At 72.0% G+C, this 14853-nt stretch carries 11 protein-coding genes; 9 read left to right on the plus strand and 2 right to left on the minus strand.

The window, feature by feature from the left end; genetic code table 11:
* Positions 1–35 precede the first annotated feature (35 nt).
* The 5 genes from CU044_RS11200 to CU044_RS11220 all read left to right on the plus strand — a co-directional run bounded on the left by CU044_RS11200 (position 36) and on the right by CU044_RS11220 (position 4382).
* Entirely contained in the window at positions 36–494 is a 459-nt protein-coding gene (locus tag CU044_RS11200; protein ID WP_129768360.1) for a VOC family protein, read from the plus strand.
* Positions 495–719: 225 nt separating this feature from the next.
* A complete protein-coding gene (locus CU044_RS11205) occupies positions 720–1301 on the plus strand; it encodes a superoxide dismutase family protein (protein WP_129768361.1) in 582 nt (193 codons plus the stop codon).
* 169 nt (positions 1302–1470) lie between these two features.
* The gene (locus CU044_RS11210) at positions 1471–1974 is read left to right on the plus strand and encodes a hypothetical protein (protein ID WP_240045491.1); all 504 of its coding nucleotides are present in this window, start codon (positions 1471–1473) and stop codon (positions 1972–1974) included.
* 105 nt (positions 1975–2079) lie between these two features.
* The gene (locus tag CU044_RS11215) at positions 2080–3009 is read left to right on the plus strand and encodes an LLM class F420-dependent oxidoreductase (protein WP_129768362.1); all 930 of its coding nucleotides are present in this window, start codon (positions 2080–2082) and stop codon (positions 3007–3009) included.
* 197 nt (positions 3010–3206) lie between these two features.
* Positions 3207–4382: a DUF418 domain-containing protein gene (locus CU044_RS11220; RefSeq protein WP_129768363.1), complete on the plus strand. Its 1176-nt coding sequence runs from the start codon at positions 3207–3209 to the stop codon at positions 4380–4382.
* Between the two features lie 87 nt (positions 4383–4469).
* On the opposite strand, the gene CU044_RS11225 is transcribed toward CU044_RS11220, so the two are convergent.
* Positions 4470–5903: a M20/M25/M40 family metallo-hydrolase gene (locus CU044_RS11225; protein ID WP_129768364.1), complete on the minus strand. Its 1434-nt coding sequence runs from the start codon at positions 5901–5903 to the stop codon at positions 4470–4472.
* Positions 5904–6191: 288 nt separating this feature from the next.
* On the opposite strand from CU044_RS11225, the gene CU044_RS11230 reads away from it, so the two are divergent.
* The 3 genes from CU044_RS11230 (at position 6192) to CU044_RS11240 (ending at position 8734) form a co-directional block, all read left to right on the plus strand.
* A complete protein-coding gene (locus tag CU044_RS11230; RefSeq protein ID WP_129768365.1) occupies positions 6192–6944 on the plus strand; it encodes an SDR family oxidoreductase in 753 nt (250 codons plus the stop codon).
* 153 nt (positions 6945–7097) lie between these two features.
* Complete coding sequence (locus tag CU044_RS11235) at positions 7098–8300, plus strand: cytochrome P450 (RefSeq protein ID WP_129768366.1); 1203 nt, start codon at positions 7098–7100, stop codon at positions 8298–8300.
* A 167-nt stretch (positions 8301–8467) separates the two neighbouring features.
* Positions 8468–8734, plus strand: a complete 267-nt coding sequence (locus tag CU044_RS11240) for a hypothetical protein (protein WP_129768367.1) — start codon at positions 8468–8470, stop codon at positions 8732–8734.
* A gap of 123 nt (positions 8735–8857) precedes the next feature.
* Here the strand turns inward: CU044_RS11240 and CU044_RS11245 are convergent, their stop codons facing one another.
* Positions 8858–10261: a cytochrome P450 gene (locus tag CU044_RS11245; RefSeq protein WP_193563939.1), complete on the minus strand. Its 1404-nt coding sequence runs from the start codon at positions 10259–10261 to the stop codon at positions 8858–8860.
* Positions 10262–10720: 459 nt separating this feature from the next.
* On the opposite strand from CU044_RS11245, the gene CU044_RS11250 reads away from it, so the two are divergent.
* Positions 10721–14815, plus strand: coding sequence for a CHAT domain-containing protein (locus CU044_RS11250; protein WP_129768368.1), 4095 nt, complete (start codon positions 10721–10723; stop codon positions 14813–14815).
* Positions 14816–14853: the final 38 nt, after the last annotated feature.

The raw sequence follows: 14853 nt of genomic DNA on the forward strand, positions 1-14853 counted from the left end.
GACTCGCCGCGGGCCGATGGAAGAGGGCGACATCGATGGCGAAGCGAGAGGATCTGCCGGCCCCCGCGCAGGGGCTGGTGCTGACACACTTCCTGACCGTGCGGGACGTTCATGTCTCCAGCCGCTTCTACGCGGACATCCTCGGCGGCGAGGTGGTCCTCGCGGAGAATCCGGGCATCGTGAAGATCGCCAACGGCTGGATCATCATGAACCCCGGTGGCGGGCCGACCCCGGACAAGCCCGAGGTCGTCCTCACCGCGCCCGAGCCCGGCGACCCCGTGTCGTCCTTCCTCAACGTGCGGGTGGCCGATCTGGCCGCGTTCTACGAGCAGGCCACCGCCAAGGGCGCGCACTTCCTGACAGAACCGCTCGACCGCAAGGCCGAACTCCGCTGCTATCTGCGCGATCCCGACGGCTATCTGGTGGAGGTGGGGCAGGCGACCGGCATGCTGCACGGCGTCTTCGCCGATCGCACACCCGCCGACGGCGGCTGAGCGGTCACACCGCCGATCGGCGGATGTCCCGCCGCCGTGTCGGCGCGGGCGACGACGGGCAGTGACGGTGTGCGGCGGCGGTGGGCGGTGACGCGGGAGCGTACGTGTCGCGCACCGCGTCAGTCGGCGGTCGGCGGTCGGCCGAAATCCGTTCGGGTTCCCGCACATCCTCGGCCCGCCCTTCTCCGTTGACATGGTGATCAGACCCGTCGAAGGAGGCCGCTCGTGAAGTTCCGTTCCAAGGCTTCGGTTTCAGCCGTTCTCGCTGCCACCGCGCTGCTCGCGACGCCGCTCAGCGTGGCATCGGCGCGGGACGGCTCCCCCGGGGTGCGGGCAGAGGGCCGATTCCTGCCGCCGTCCCCGTACTTCCCGCCGGACGCGGTGACGTATGACGTGACGAAGGTGCCCGTGGGGGCGCACATCACCGTGGTCGAGCGCACCGGTGCCAGGGGCACCGGGATCGAACTCGCCGTGTCCGGCCTGCTCCCGAACCGCGTGTACGGGGCGCATGTGCACACCAAGCCCTGCGGACGCGTCCCCGAGGAGGCGGGGCCGCACTACCAGCACGTCAAGGATCCGCACCAGCCCTCCACCGACCCCGCCTACGCGAACGCGGCCAACGAGATCTGGCTGGACTTCATCAGCGACGCCCGAGGTCGGGGCGTCGCCGAGTCCGCGCACGACTGGCGCTTCCGGCGGGGCGAGGCGCGCTCCGTGGTGATCCACGACCACGGCACCATGACGGACCCGGGCGAGGCGGGGACGGCGGGGGCTCGCCTCGCCTGCCTCGCTGTGCCGTTCGTGTGAGGCGCAGGCGCGAGCGGCACGTCATGGGCGGGCAGGATGGCGTGTGACGGGCGACGGGGTGACGTATGACGTATGACGTCCCGGTTGTGCGGGCGGCCTCGCGGATATGCTGAAGCCAGTGACGGTCCGGGGCGGTCACCACCGTGTTTCTCCCGCTTCGTGGCCGTCGTTGGCCGGCTCGACGGAGGGGAATGTCGCCATCTCTGAGTCGCACGAGGACGCGCGAGAGGTCGCACGGCTGCGCTACGCGCTCTATGTGGAGACCCTCAGGGTCCGGATGAACGAGGACCGGTTCGACCTGCTCATGGAGATCATCCGCAGGTGGTCCGAGGGCGGTGGCGGGACGGTTCGGTTGCAGCTCGACGGCCCGGAGAGAGAGCTCTTCACACAGGAGATCCAGCAGGAACTGCTGAACCTGCTGGGCCTGATCGGCGCGATGCAACCGGGACGTGAGGACCGCGCCGACCATGTGGTCGCCCAGCTCGGCGACGGCGAGTTCGCCAAGGGCGTCATGTCCCTGGTGCCGCCCGACGTCGCCGGTGACCCGGACAAGCTGCGCGCGATGCGGGACAGGCTCGACGCCGAACAGCGGCGCCGCACCAGCGATCAGCGTGTGGTCGACGACATCGCGCGGGCGAGCGGGCTGCCCCTGGACGACCCCTCGCCGGAGTGAGGGCCCTTGGCCGGGTCGGGAACCCGCGGCCGCGTTCACACAGTTGAAAAGAAGCCGTCACGCGCCAACCGGAATGCGTGTCGATTGCCGCTGGTTCGCACGGACATGACTGTGGGAGTAGCACTCAACGCGACCGGTCCCGACAATCAGATCGACGCCACCGTGCGGCTGGCTCAGGAGGCCGCGACGGCGGGGCTGCGGTCCGCGTGGTTCGGTCAGACCTTGGGCGCCGATTCGCCTCAGCTCGCGGCGATCGTCGGGCGTGAGGTCCCCGGGCTTCAGGTGGGCACATCCGCGATACCCGTCTTCGGACGCCACCCACTGATCGTCGCCGGCCAGGCCCTGACCGCGCAGGCGGCCACGCACGGCCGCTATCACCTCGGACTGGCGCTCGGCAGCAAACTCGTGGCCGAGGGGGCTTTCGGTATCCCGTTCGAGCGGCCCGTCGCGCGGCTGCGTGAATTCCTCACCGCCCTGCGGCAGTTGACCGAGACCGGCACCGCCGACTTCCGCGGCGAACTGCTCACCGCGAACACGCCGTTGCCCGCACGGGTGCCGGGCGCCGAGGCCGGTGTGCCGCTGCTCGTGGCGGCGATGGGGCCGCAGGCGCTGCGTGCCAGTGGTGAACTGGCGGACGGGATCCTGCCCTATCTCGCGGGGCCCCGCGCGCTGGCGGAGCACATCGTCCCGGCCGTCACCACGGCCGCGGAGGCCGCCGGCCGGCCCGCTCCCCGGATCGTGGCCCTCGTGTACGGCGTGGTCACCGACGACGTCGACGCCGTACGCGCGAAGGCCACGGAACAACTCGCCTTCTACGAGCAGATCCCGTCCTACGCGCGGGTCATCGAGCTCTCCGGCGGCAGACGGGCCGCCGATGTGGCCGTGATCGGAGACGAGGCGACGGTCGCCGCCGAGGTACGGCGCTACCGGGACGCCGGCGCGACGGAGGTGGTGTTCGCGGGGACGGACATCGCCGGGGAGGCCGACCGACGCCGCACCTGGGCCCTCCTGGGGGACCTGGCGGAGAAGGCCTAGACGTGCCCGTCCGAAGTGGCGTCGTCCGCCGGAAGGCGTTCCCGGGCAGACGGCACTTCGGACGTACTCGTCCGGGCGCGCACCGGCCCGCGCGACGGATGACGGCACCGCGCGCGGGCCTCGTACATCCTTCGATGTAGCGGCTGTTCGTCTGCGGTCATGACGTGACCGGCCGGACGCGCCGGGACGATGAACCCATGACCGAGACCCTGACCTCCGCGGCCACGACGCCCGGCCGGCCTGCCCGTCTCCCGCTGCTCGACGTGATGCGGGGGGTCGCGATCCTCGGCACGCTGATGACCAACGTCTGGATCTTCACGAGCCCCGGCGCGGAATGGGCCGTCCTCAGCGGCGGGCAGGGCGAGATGTCCTTCGACTCCTTCCCGGCGGCGGCCGAGAGCACGATGCGGCTGCCGGCCAACGGCAAGTTCCTGTCGCTGCTGACGATCCTGTTCGGCGTGGGCCTGGCCATCCAGCACGGCGCGGCCGAGCGGCGCGGTGAGCCCTGGCCGGGCCGGTACCGATGGCGGGCCCTGTTCCTGTTCGCCGAGGGGACGGTGCACTTCATCTTCGTCTTCGCCTGGGACGTCCTGATGGGGTACGCGGTCACCGCGCTGCTCGTGGCCTGGCTGCTGACCCGTACGCCGAAGGCGCGGCACCGGGTGATGTGGTGGGCGGCGGGGCTGCATCTGGCCCTCATCGGGCTGCTGACGGCGGGGCTCCTGGCGGACGGCTCGCAGGGCGGCGAGTCCGTGTCGCCCGAGGTGGTGGACCTGTACGCGCACGGCGGCTACCTCGAACAGGTCAGGTTCCGGCTGGACAACGCGCTGGACTTCCGTATGGAGCCGCTGCTGACGTTCTGCCTGCTCGTCTTCCTGTTCCTGCTGGGCGTACGGCTCTTCCGCGCGGGCGCGTTCGGCTCCGACGCCACGGGGCGCCGCCTCCGCGCACGCCTCCTCGTATGGGGCCTGGGCCTCGGGCTCCCGCTCAGCGTCGCACTCTCGCAAGCCGGCCCGGACCTCTTCTTCCTGGACCGGTATGTCGCGGGTCCGCTGATGGCGCTCGGCTATCTCGGACTGATCGGTGCGCTGGTGGAACGGGTACGGCGTCAGGGCCCCCTGCTGAACGGCCTCACCGGCGTCGGCAGGACCGCCCTCTCCGGCTACGTCCTGCAGAACGTGCTGTGCGTGTCCGTCTCGTACGGCATCGGCCTCGGTCTCGCGCACCGACTCGGCGAGTCGTGGCGGCCGTGGTGGGTGATGGGACTGTGGGCGGTGGTGTGCGCCGTGCTGATGGCCGGCTCCACCCTGTGGCTGCGGCGCTTCCGGACGGGCCCGCTGGAGTCGGTCCAGAAATGGGCCCTGCGCCACTGACCCCGCGCGCGATCCGGAGCCCCGGAGCCCGGATGCCTCGAAGCCCCGGGGCGAGCCGCCCCGGGGCAACGTGACGGACCGGGCCGGTCAGTTCTGAGGTGCGGGGAAGGTGACCGGGCTGCGGTGACCCGCGCGGTTCACCGCGCGGACGCCGAAGAAGACATTGTCCTTGGACAGGTCCACGGTGTGACGCGTCGCGTCACCCGCCCTGATCACATGGGTCCACTCCGGCTCGGTCGTCTCGCGCCACACCACCTCGTAACCGGCCAGATCGGGTTCGGTCCCCCGCTCCCACACCAGCTCGGTGGCGTTGGTCAGCGAGCTGGTGACGATCTTCACCCCGCGCGGAGTCCCCGGGGCCTGGGCCAGGGTCCACAGCACCGCGCCGTTGACGCGCGCCACGCGGGCGATGTAGCCGAAGTCGCAGAACTCCGGCAGATCGCCGTACTGCCGGCCGTCCTCCACCCGGACGTCCTGGTGCTGGTGTGCGAAGTCCTCGGCCGGCTCGGTGAACCGGGCCGCGCTGTAGCCGCGTTCGAGGAAGGGGATGTGGTCACCACCGCGCAGATAGCGGTCACGGCGGTAGACCACCCGGACGTCCATGCCCGTGGCGTCGTTGCTCGCGACGTCCCGGACGAAGCGCGCGAGCTGGCGGGTCGCCGAGTCGTTCTCGCCGCCGATCGAGCGGCGGGTCGCGGCCTGCTGCGGGGTCTCGGAGGTGGGCACGCCCTCGGCGAAGAGCCGCACGGTGTACGGGTCGCGGGTGCCGTCGTCCGCCCGGGAACTGCCGACGATGTCATTGGTGAACATGGCCCGGACGTCGGCTCCCGCCGCCTTGAACCGCTCCGCCATGTGCGCGGCCCCGTACAGCCCCTGCTCCTCACCGGCCACGGCGGCGAAGACGATGGTCGCGGCGGGCCGGCGGCTGGCCATCACACGGGCCAGTTCCATCGCCACCGCGACACCGGAGGCGTCGTCATCGGCGCCCGGCGCGTCGCTCACCGCGTCCATGACGTCCGTGGCGCGCGAGTCGTAGTGGCCGGAGACGACATGGACACGGCCGGGGTCGACCGAACCGCGCAGTGTCGCGACGACGTTGGTGATACGGGTCGCCACCGGGATCCGTGAGGCGGGCTCCTGTATGTACGACTGGAGCTCGACGGTCATCCGGCCGCCGGATGCCTCGGCGTACCGCCTCAGCTCGGCATGGATCCAGTCCCGGGCGGCGCCGATTCCGCGCTCGGGGTCGTCCTGGGTGGACAGGGTGTGCCGCGTCCCGAACGCGGCGAGCCGGCGTACGGTCGCCTCGATCCGGTCGCGGTCGATCTCCTTGAGCAGTTCCCGCAACTCGCGGTCGGGGGCCTGGGCGGTGACGGGCCGGTCTCCGGCCTCCCGCCCGGTGGACGCGGCCGAGGGGCTCGCCGACGCCGTGGACGCCAGCGCCGGAACCCCCACCACGGCGGTCGCGACGGTGGCGGACAGGGCGGTCCTTCGAGGTATCCCGGGGGAGTGCTGCGACATGGCGGGTTCCTTCCACGGCTGCGTCGGTGATCCGGCGCTCCATGGTCATGGACAGGCCAACCGCGCACAAGGTCGGCAAGCCGCAATCAGGCTCACCACGGCACAACCGGCCGTGGTGAGCGTGTCGTTCAGGTGGTGTGCGCCGGGGAGCGGGCCGGCCCGGCTCGGAGGCGAGGGGTGTCGCGTGAGGGTGTGGCCGTCGCCTCGTGATGAATGGACTCGACAGTCCATTTTTTTGTTGCCAAGGTGGCCCCCGCAGTCCATTAATCGCTTCAAGGAGGCACTGACATGCGACTCAAGGACAGGACCGCTCTGGTGACCGGGTCCACCAGCGGGATCGGCGAGGCCGTCGCCGAAGCTCTGGCCCGGGAGGGGGCCCATGTGGTGGTGTCCGGGCGCGACCGCGACCGGGGCGAGCGCGTGGTCGCGGCGATCCGCGCCGCCGGGGGACGCGCCGACTTCATCGCCGCCGATCTCCACGACGCCGCCAGCGCACTCGCGCTCGGGGAAGAGGCGACGGACGTGCTCGGCGGCCGGATCGACATCCTCGTCAACAACGCCGGGACCACACGGACCCCCTCCGCCACAGGAGCCGTGAGCGAGAGCGACTTCGACCGTCTGTACGCCCTCAACGTCAAAGCCCCGTTCTTCCTCACCGGGGTCATCGGTGAGGCCATGGCCCGACGCGGCACCGGCGCCGTCATCAACATCGGCAGTACGGTCGCCAAGTTCGGCTTCGCGGGCAGCGCCCTCTACGGGTCCACCAAGGCGGCGCTGGAGAAGCTCACGCAGGACTGGGCCGCCGAGTACGGGCCGCGGGGCGTCCGCGTCAATTCCGTCAGTCCCGGCCCGACGCACACGCCTCTCACCGCCCGGATCGGCGACCGGGACACACTCAAGGCCATGACCGACGGAACGCCCGCGAACCGGCCGGCGGAACCCTCCGAGGTAGCGGACGCCGTCGTCTTCCTGGCCAGTGACGAGGCCCGCTACATCCACGGCGCCCGGCTGCCGCTCGACGGCGGTCGCAGCGCCGTCTGAGCGGACCGGCTGTCCTGCCCTCCCTCCTGCTCTCTCTCCTGCCCTCGTGCCCACCGGCTGTCCGGCTGTCCGGCTGTGCGTTGTGAGGTGGGACCGGCCGTCGCGGCCGGGAGCGTACTGGTCTTCGTCCCCGCCGCCGGATACCTTCCTGGAATGTCTGACTTCGCCCCTCGGTCGACCGCGTTCCTCGCCGACCCCTACCCCGCCTACGCAGAGCTGCGAGCCCGTGGCCGGGTGCACTACTACGAGCCGAGCGACCAATGGCTCGTCCCGCACCACGCGGACGTGTCGGCGCTGCTCAGGGACCGGCGGCTCGGCCGCTCCTACGGGCACCGGTTCAGCCACGAGGAGTTCGGGAAGACCGCTCCGCCGCCCGGCCGTGAACCGTTCCACGAGCTGAACGACCACGGCATGCTGGAGCTGGAGCCACCGGACCACACCCGGATCCGGCGCCTGGTGGCGAAGGCTTTCACCCCGCGTACGGTGGAACAGCTCAAGCCGTATGTGCGCCGGCTCGCCGCCGAGTTGGTGGAGCGGCTCGTGGAGCGGGGCGGGGGCGACCTGCTGGAGGCCGTCGCGGAGCCGCTGCCGGTCGCCGTCATCGCCGAGATGCTCGGGGTCCCCGAGGCGGACCGGCCGCTGCTGCGGCCGTGGTCGGCGGCGATCGTCGGCATGTACGAGCTGAACCCGTCCGAGGAGACCGCCCGCCGCGCGGTCGTCGCCTCCCAGGAGTTCTCGGCGTATCTGCGTGAACTCGTCGCCGCACGGCGCGAGAAGCCGGGCGAGGATCTGATCTCGGGGCTCATCGCCGCCCACGACCACGGCGAGAAGCTGACCGAGGCCGAGATGGTCGCCACCTGCGCGCTGCTGCTGAACGCCGGGCACGAGGCGACCGTCAACGCCACCGTCAACGGGTGGTACGCGCTGTTCCGGCACCCCGGGCAGCTCGCCGCCCTGCGCGCGGACAGGGCCCTGCTGCCCACCGCCGTCGAGGAGCTGATGCGCTACGACACGCCGCTCCAGCTCTTCGAGCGCTGGGTGCTCGACCCGGTCGAGATCGGCGGTACCACCGTGCCGCGCGGAGCCGAGGTCGCCCTGCTCTTCGGGTCCGCCAACCGGGACCCGGAGGTCTTCGCCGACCCGGACGGTCTCGATCTGTCCCGCCAGGACAACCCGCACATATCGTTCAGTGCCGGCATCCACTACTGCATCGGCGCGCCCTTGGCCCGTATCGAACTGGCCGCTTCCATGGCCGCCGTGCTGGAGCTGGCCCCCGGGCTGCGGCTGGCCGCCGAGCCCGTACGCAAGCCGAACTTCGTGATCCGCGGGCTGGAATCGCTGCCGGTCGAGGTCTGAGGCCCGCGCGGTACGGCGTACGCCGGAGGACGGCGTGCGGGCCTCAGGACCGGCCGGCCAGGACCGGCCGGCCAGGACCGGCCGGCCAGGACCGGCCGGCCAGGACCGGCCGGTCTCTCGACCGGCTCGTCCACCGAGTGTCAGTGGTGGGTGGGACGCTGGCTGTCATGGACGAACTGATACGGCGGCGGGTGTACGGCGCCGACCACGACGACCCCGACCCGGGGCCCCGGCCCGGCCATGTCTACCGGGAGTTGGTCGCCGGCCCGCTGGACGGCCTGCTCCTCGATGTCACCGGCTGGACGGCGGGACAGCTGCGGGAAGGCGCCGCGCTGGCCACCGAGATCGGCGCGTACGGACCTGGCGGGCGCGCGCTGTACGGTCCCGGTCCGGCCGACCCGCGGAGGTGGGAGTGGCAGGGCGACACCCGCTGACCCGCCCTGCCCGCCGCCCCCGCCCGCCGCGTCCGGAGCACGCGTCCAGAGCCCGTGCCCAGTGCCCCTGACCCGCGCTCCTGACCTGAGCTCCTGCCCCCCGCCGCTGTCAGCGCCGCCGGTCTAGAAGGAGTACGGGTCTATCGTCCCGGTGACCGTGCCCGCGAGGAGCCGGCGCAGCGTGGAGGCCGGGGCCGCCCGCTCCTCGCTCGCCGCCCGCTCGTCGTCCGCCGCCCGGTCGGGGGAGGGGATCTCGTAGTCCGCCCTCAGCTCGTATCTGATGGGCAGGGAGCGCAGGCCGCGTACGAACGGCGACGAGCGCCAGGGGAGCTGGTCCGCCGGTACGGCCAGTTCCAGCGTCGCGAAGTGTTCGAACAGGCACTCAAGGGCCAGAGTGGTGATGGTGTTCGCGAGTTCACGGGCCGGGGCGGGACACTGGCGCGGTCCCGCTCCCCAGGAGAGATGCGCGCGCGTGCTGGTCGCCCGGTCCGCCGACGTACCGGCCGCCGAGCGCAGGTCCGCGTGCGTGGCGGCGGTGGCGATCCATACCGGCTCGCCCGCCCGGATGAGGTAGGCGCCCAGCCGCTGGTCCCTGAGCGGGAACCGGGGCATGAAGTTGGCCAACGGAGGCTTCCGGAGGACGACATGGTTGACGGTCTCGCGGATCATGCCCGCCGACAGGCTGGCGCGTGCGCGGCCGTCGCCGGTGATGATCTCGACGACGGCGTTCGCGATGAGGATGCCCGCGTGGTCGGAGATCATCCCCATGAGCATGGTGAGTTCGTGGGCCAGCGCCGAGGATGTCAGCCGGGGCTGAGCGGCCAGCATGTAGGACGGGAAGTCCTCGCCGGGCCGACGCCGCTTCTCCTCGGCGAGCGCGACCATGGCTGTGTGTACGCGCGCGGAGGCCACGGCCGAGTCCGGTCCCGCGTCCAGGATCCGCCAGATGTCCATGAGGGTCCGCTCGCTCTGGGGCCCGGAGACGCCCAGCAGTTCGCCGGCCACCATCAGGGGCAGCGGCCGGGAGAACCGCGCGGCCAGATCCGCCACACCGGACCTGCCCTCCTGAGCGAGAAGCATGACGAGTTCGTTCGCGGTCCGGCGGATGTTGTCCTTGAGCCGGCGGGTCCGCGGATGACCCGGGTCCTGGAAGGGTTTCAGGGCCGCGTCCCACGCGGCCCTGTACCGGGCGTGATCGGCCCCGCCGCGGGCCATCGTGTTGTCGGCCTCCAGCGCGGGAGCGACCGGCCAGTCGGCCGGGACACGGCCTTCGTTGCGGGCACGCCAGTACTGCATGCCCTTGGGCCACATCGCGTCGTTCTGGAGTATGTGCAGTGCCTCCGCGTAGTTCAGCACCAGCCAGACGGGCACCCCCAGCAGGTCCACGGGAGCCACCGCGCCGTGCCGGCGCCGTAAGCGCTCGTGCACGTCCTCCGGGCGGTCCTGATACTCACGCCCGAGCAGGGGCTCCGGTGCCAGTGACTCCAGAGTGATCTCCGGGGGACAACCCCCGCTTACTCGTTCCACGCCGGTCTCTTCCACTCTTCCCTCGGTGCGGCTCACCGCACCGAGGGTCGACTGGCGGCGCGGCGAACTGCGCAGCCCTCAACATGCAAGTACGCGAACCCGGTTCGGTGTGATCGTTCCCCGGCCGCCCAGTCGCGTTACACGGTGCTCCGGCCGGGCTCCGCTTGCCAAGCCCGGCAACGTCAAAGGCTTGGACAACAAATCGTCCCGGACGGACCGGGGCCGGGGTCCGGGGCTGGGGTCCGGGGCTGGGCGGAGGGCCGTGGGCCCGGGACCGGGCCGGGATCGGGCCTTTCTGGTTGGTCGCCGGTCGCGTTCCGGTTGTCTTCCGGGTGCTCGCCTCCGTGCGGCCGCCCCGTACCGCAGAGTGGCGGCAAGGCCGCCCGGGGGCGCGGGCAACGGCGTTACGGTGAAGAGTCATTGACGGTAAGTCAGCGACGACCGGCAGGGAGGATCGCGATGGCGGAGATCCACAGGTTGGACCCGGTCGAGCGGGCACGGCGACTCGCCGACTGGGGGATCGCGTTGGCCGACCGCTTCCTGCGGCTGGGAGACCGTACGCCGGGCGCCGATCTCCTCGCGCCCGACCGGACAAGGGAGAAAAGGGTCAGTCAACTGGCCGTGGAGGAAGCGCGGGACGTTCTGCTGGAGGCCGACCGGGAGCTGCCCCTCGACGACCCCCGGCGCCTCCGCCTGGACGTCCGGCTCGGCAGCGTGCTGATGATCCGGCACGTCCGGTTCGGTGGTGAGGACGAGGAACGGCAGATCGCGCTGACGGTGTTCCGGCGTGTCCTCAACACCGCCCGGCCGGGCACCTGGGACCACGACTACGCCCAACTCTGGCTCGGCTGGATACTCTTCTTCCCCGCACTGCCCCGGCAGTTGAGACTCGGCGGGCCCAGCGACTTCGAGACGGTACGGCGATGGACGCAGGCTCCGCCGAACGATCCCGCCGTGCGGGCGCGGCTCGCCGCCAATGCCGACGAGGCGGTCGGCTATCTCCAGTACAGCAGCACCTGCCCGCGATGGCCGGACTCCGTCCGTGGCTCGCTGAAGCTCATGCTCGGTCTGGTACCGGTGCTGCGCATGGTGCTCGGACAGCGCTTCGACCCGCTGTCGCTGATGCGGTCGCTGCCCCTGTTCCAGCAGGGAGTGGGGCTGATGCCCAAGGGCGCCGAGAACCGGACCGAGCTCCAGTCCTTCGCGCAACTGGCCGCCCTGGAAGTGTCCCGCCACACCGACGGCGCGCCCGGTGAGACCGGCCCGGCGCTGGAGGCGGCGATCGACACCCTTCCCCCGGGACACATCCTGCGGGACGCGCTGCTCGGCGAACTGGCGCAGGAGTACCTGGAGCGGGCGTCGGACTCGGGCACCGACGAGGATCTGGAGGCCGCGTCCGCCGTCCTGGCCAGGGCGAGGGCGGAGATCACCGCCGACAGCCCGTGGTACGACTCTGTACTGGGCATGCTCGGCTCACGGCAGTTCCTGGAGGCGCTGCGGCACCGCTCCCCGGAGCTGGTGGACGAGTCGATCGTGGCCGGGGTGCGCGCGCTGCTGCGCTGGCGCCCCGAGGGCGCGCCCGCTCCCCGGACCGCGTCGCCGAACACTCTGTCCGAGGCGCTGGACGCCGCGGACGAGATGCTGGAGCGTACGTCCGGGCTCGGCCCTGACGACTCCCACCCCGGCATCGCCCATCTCGAGGTGGGCGGTTCGCTGATGCTCCGGGGCGCGATCTCCGGCGAGACGGAGGACAGCCGGCGCGCCCTGGCGCATCTGCGGCGGGCCACCGAACTGATCCCGGCGGAGCACGCCGTCGCACCGGCCGCTCTGGCGATGCTGGGAGGCACGCTCGACTTCCACTATCTGAGGTACGGCACCCGTCAGGACGCCGAGGCGGGACAGATCTTCCTGGACCATGCCATCGGCGCGGCGACCGCGCACCGGCCCCGTAAGCGGCCCGCTGCCTATCAGAAGTTCGGTGAGACCTTCCGGGCCCTCGCCCTGGGGCTGCGCGCCAATGAGGAGGGCGACGACGCGGCGGAGGCGCTGGCCGATCTCCGGACCATCATCGGGAACGGCGGCGCACCTCTGTGGCCCGTGAACATCGCCACGGCCTTCGGCGTCCTCAGACAAGCGGTGATGAACCAGAACTGGGACGAACTGCCCGCCGCGCTGGACCTGCTGGACGAGACGGCGCTCGGTGACGACTTCTCCGTCTACTGGCTCCGGCCGATGGCGGCCACGTTCAGCGGGCTGGCCGCCGTGGTGCGAGGGGCGGTGCACGGGGACACCGCCGAGCTGCGGCGCGGGACGTCCCTGCTGGAAGAGGTCATGGCGGACGAGTCGCAGCTCCCCGCGGACATCCGCCTCCTGGGACACGCGGGTGTCGGCTCGGCCCGGCTGATGCTGAACCTGCTCAACGACGATCCTGAGGTACTGGCGACGGCACTGCTCGGTCTGGAACGCGCCCGGGAGCGGATGGGCCCCGATACACCGCCCATCGCGGCCGTGGCCGTACTGGACGGACTCGCCGACGGCTACCGGCGGCGCGGTGATCCCGCGGCGGGCGATTCCTCCGCCGCGGTCGACGCGGGTCTCGCCGTGATCCGGACCGTGGCCGCGGAGGTGATGCTCCAGCGCGGCGCCCACCACGGACTGCTCCCGGCCAGGGGCGCGGCGCGCAGGGCCGTGCGCGTCGCGCACTGGAGCCTGGCGGACGGGCATCCGCGCACGGCCGTGGAAGCGCTCGAACTCGGGCGGGCGCTCGTACTGCGGGCCTCGACCACCGCGACCGACGTACCGGACCGGCTGGTGGCGGCCGGGCGGGCGGACCTCGCCGACCGCTGGCGCGAGCGGGTACTCGACAGCCCGGCGCCGGTGCCGGCCCCGGCGCCTCCCGTCGCTTCTCCTGCCTCTCCTGCTTCTCCCGCCTCTCCCGCCTCTCCCGCCTCTCCCGCTTCTTCGGATGTTCCGGATTCCGCGCTTCCGGATTCCGTGCCCCCGGCCTCCGCGCTCCCGGCCTTCGCGCCCGAGTCCGAGTCCGGTTCCGGGGGCGGGCCGGATCGGGACGCCGTCGTCACCGAGAGCCTGCGCAGTACGGTGCGGCTGCTCCTCGAACAGGGCATGCCCGGCGGGGAGATCCCCAGCGAGCTGCGGCGGGAGGCACTGGGCGTGCTCGCGGAACACGACGGCCGGCACAGCCTGCACGAAGCGCTCACCCCCGAGGCACTCGGGAAGTCCCTCTCCGAGGTGGACGCCGACGCGCTGGTCTATCTCCTGGACGGGCCCGAGGACGGCGACGGCCCCGGCGCCGCGCTGCTGGTGGACACGGAAGGCCGCGTCGTGCACGTACCCCTGCCAGGACTGGCGCGGCGGGCCTGCGGTCCGCTGCGCTCGTACATCTCCGCCCGCGCGGCCTTCTCCCGGGCACGCGGCGCCGCGCGCGACAGCGCCGGCACCGACTGGCGGGCGGCGCTGGAACACCTCTGCGACTGGGCGTATCCGGCGGCCATGGGACCGGTACTGGACGAGATCGCGACCTGGGACCGGAAGGGCCGGAAGGGGGAGAGCGACCGCGAGCACGACCCGACGCCACATCTGGTGCTCGTGCCCTGCTCCACCCTCGGCGTGGTCACCTGGCACGCCGCCCGTACCCCCACCGGTGCAGCCGGTACGGACTCGGACTCGGACAGGGGCACGGACTCGGACATGGCCATGGGCACGGGCACAGGCACGGGCACGGGCACCGGCGACGCGACCGGGTACCGGTACGTGATCCAGGACGCCGTGGTGTCCTACGCGGCCAGCGGCAGGCAGTTCGCGGAGGCGGCCGGACGGGACCAACTCCCGCCCGCCGACGACCCCGTCATCGTCCTCGACCCCAGCGGCGACCTCCTGTGGCCGGTCCTGGAGGCGGAAGGCATCCGCGACGCGCACTACCCGCGGGCCCGCGTCCTCGGCGCCGAGACGGAGACCGCGGAGGAGCACGCCCGGCTGCCCGAGCGCGTACTCGCCTGTCTGCCCAGCCGGGGAGAGCCGGGGGCCTCCCTTCTCCATCTCGGCTGCCACGCCGACACACGAGAGGTCCCGCTCGATTCGGCCCTGCTCTTCGGTGAGACCAGGGAGAGCGAGCGTGCCGCGCGGACCGAGCTGACGCTCCCGATCTCCCGGGTGCTCGAACGGGCGGCGGGCCGCCGCCCCGGCAGCCCCGGCGGTCTGGTCGTCCTCAACGCCTGTCTCAGCGATCTGAGCGAACGCGACCACGACGAGGCGCTCACACTGGCCACGGCCTTCCTCACGGCCGGAGCGACCGGTGTCGTCGGTTCGCGCTGGAACGTTCCGGACCGGCCGAGCGGCCTGCTCATGACCGTGCTCCATCACCATCTCTCCCAGGGCGTCACCCCGGCGCGCGCCCTGCGCGCCGCGCAGCTCTGGATGCTCGACCCGGAACGCGCGCCCGTCCCGGGAATGAGCCGGCTGATGGCCGCGCAGGTGCCCGACCCCGAACACCTCCACACGTACGCCTGGGCCGCGTACACCCACCAGGGCCGCTGACCTCCACCGACCACCTGCCGACCCCCTACCGCCCCTCT

The sequence above is a fragment of the Streptomyces sp. L-9-10 genome (assembly GCF_004151105.1).
Taxonomy (GTDB): Bacteria; Actinomycetota; Actinomycetes; order Streptomycetales; family Streptomycetaceae; genus Streptomyces.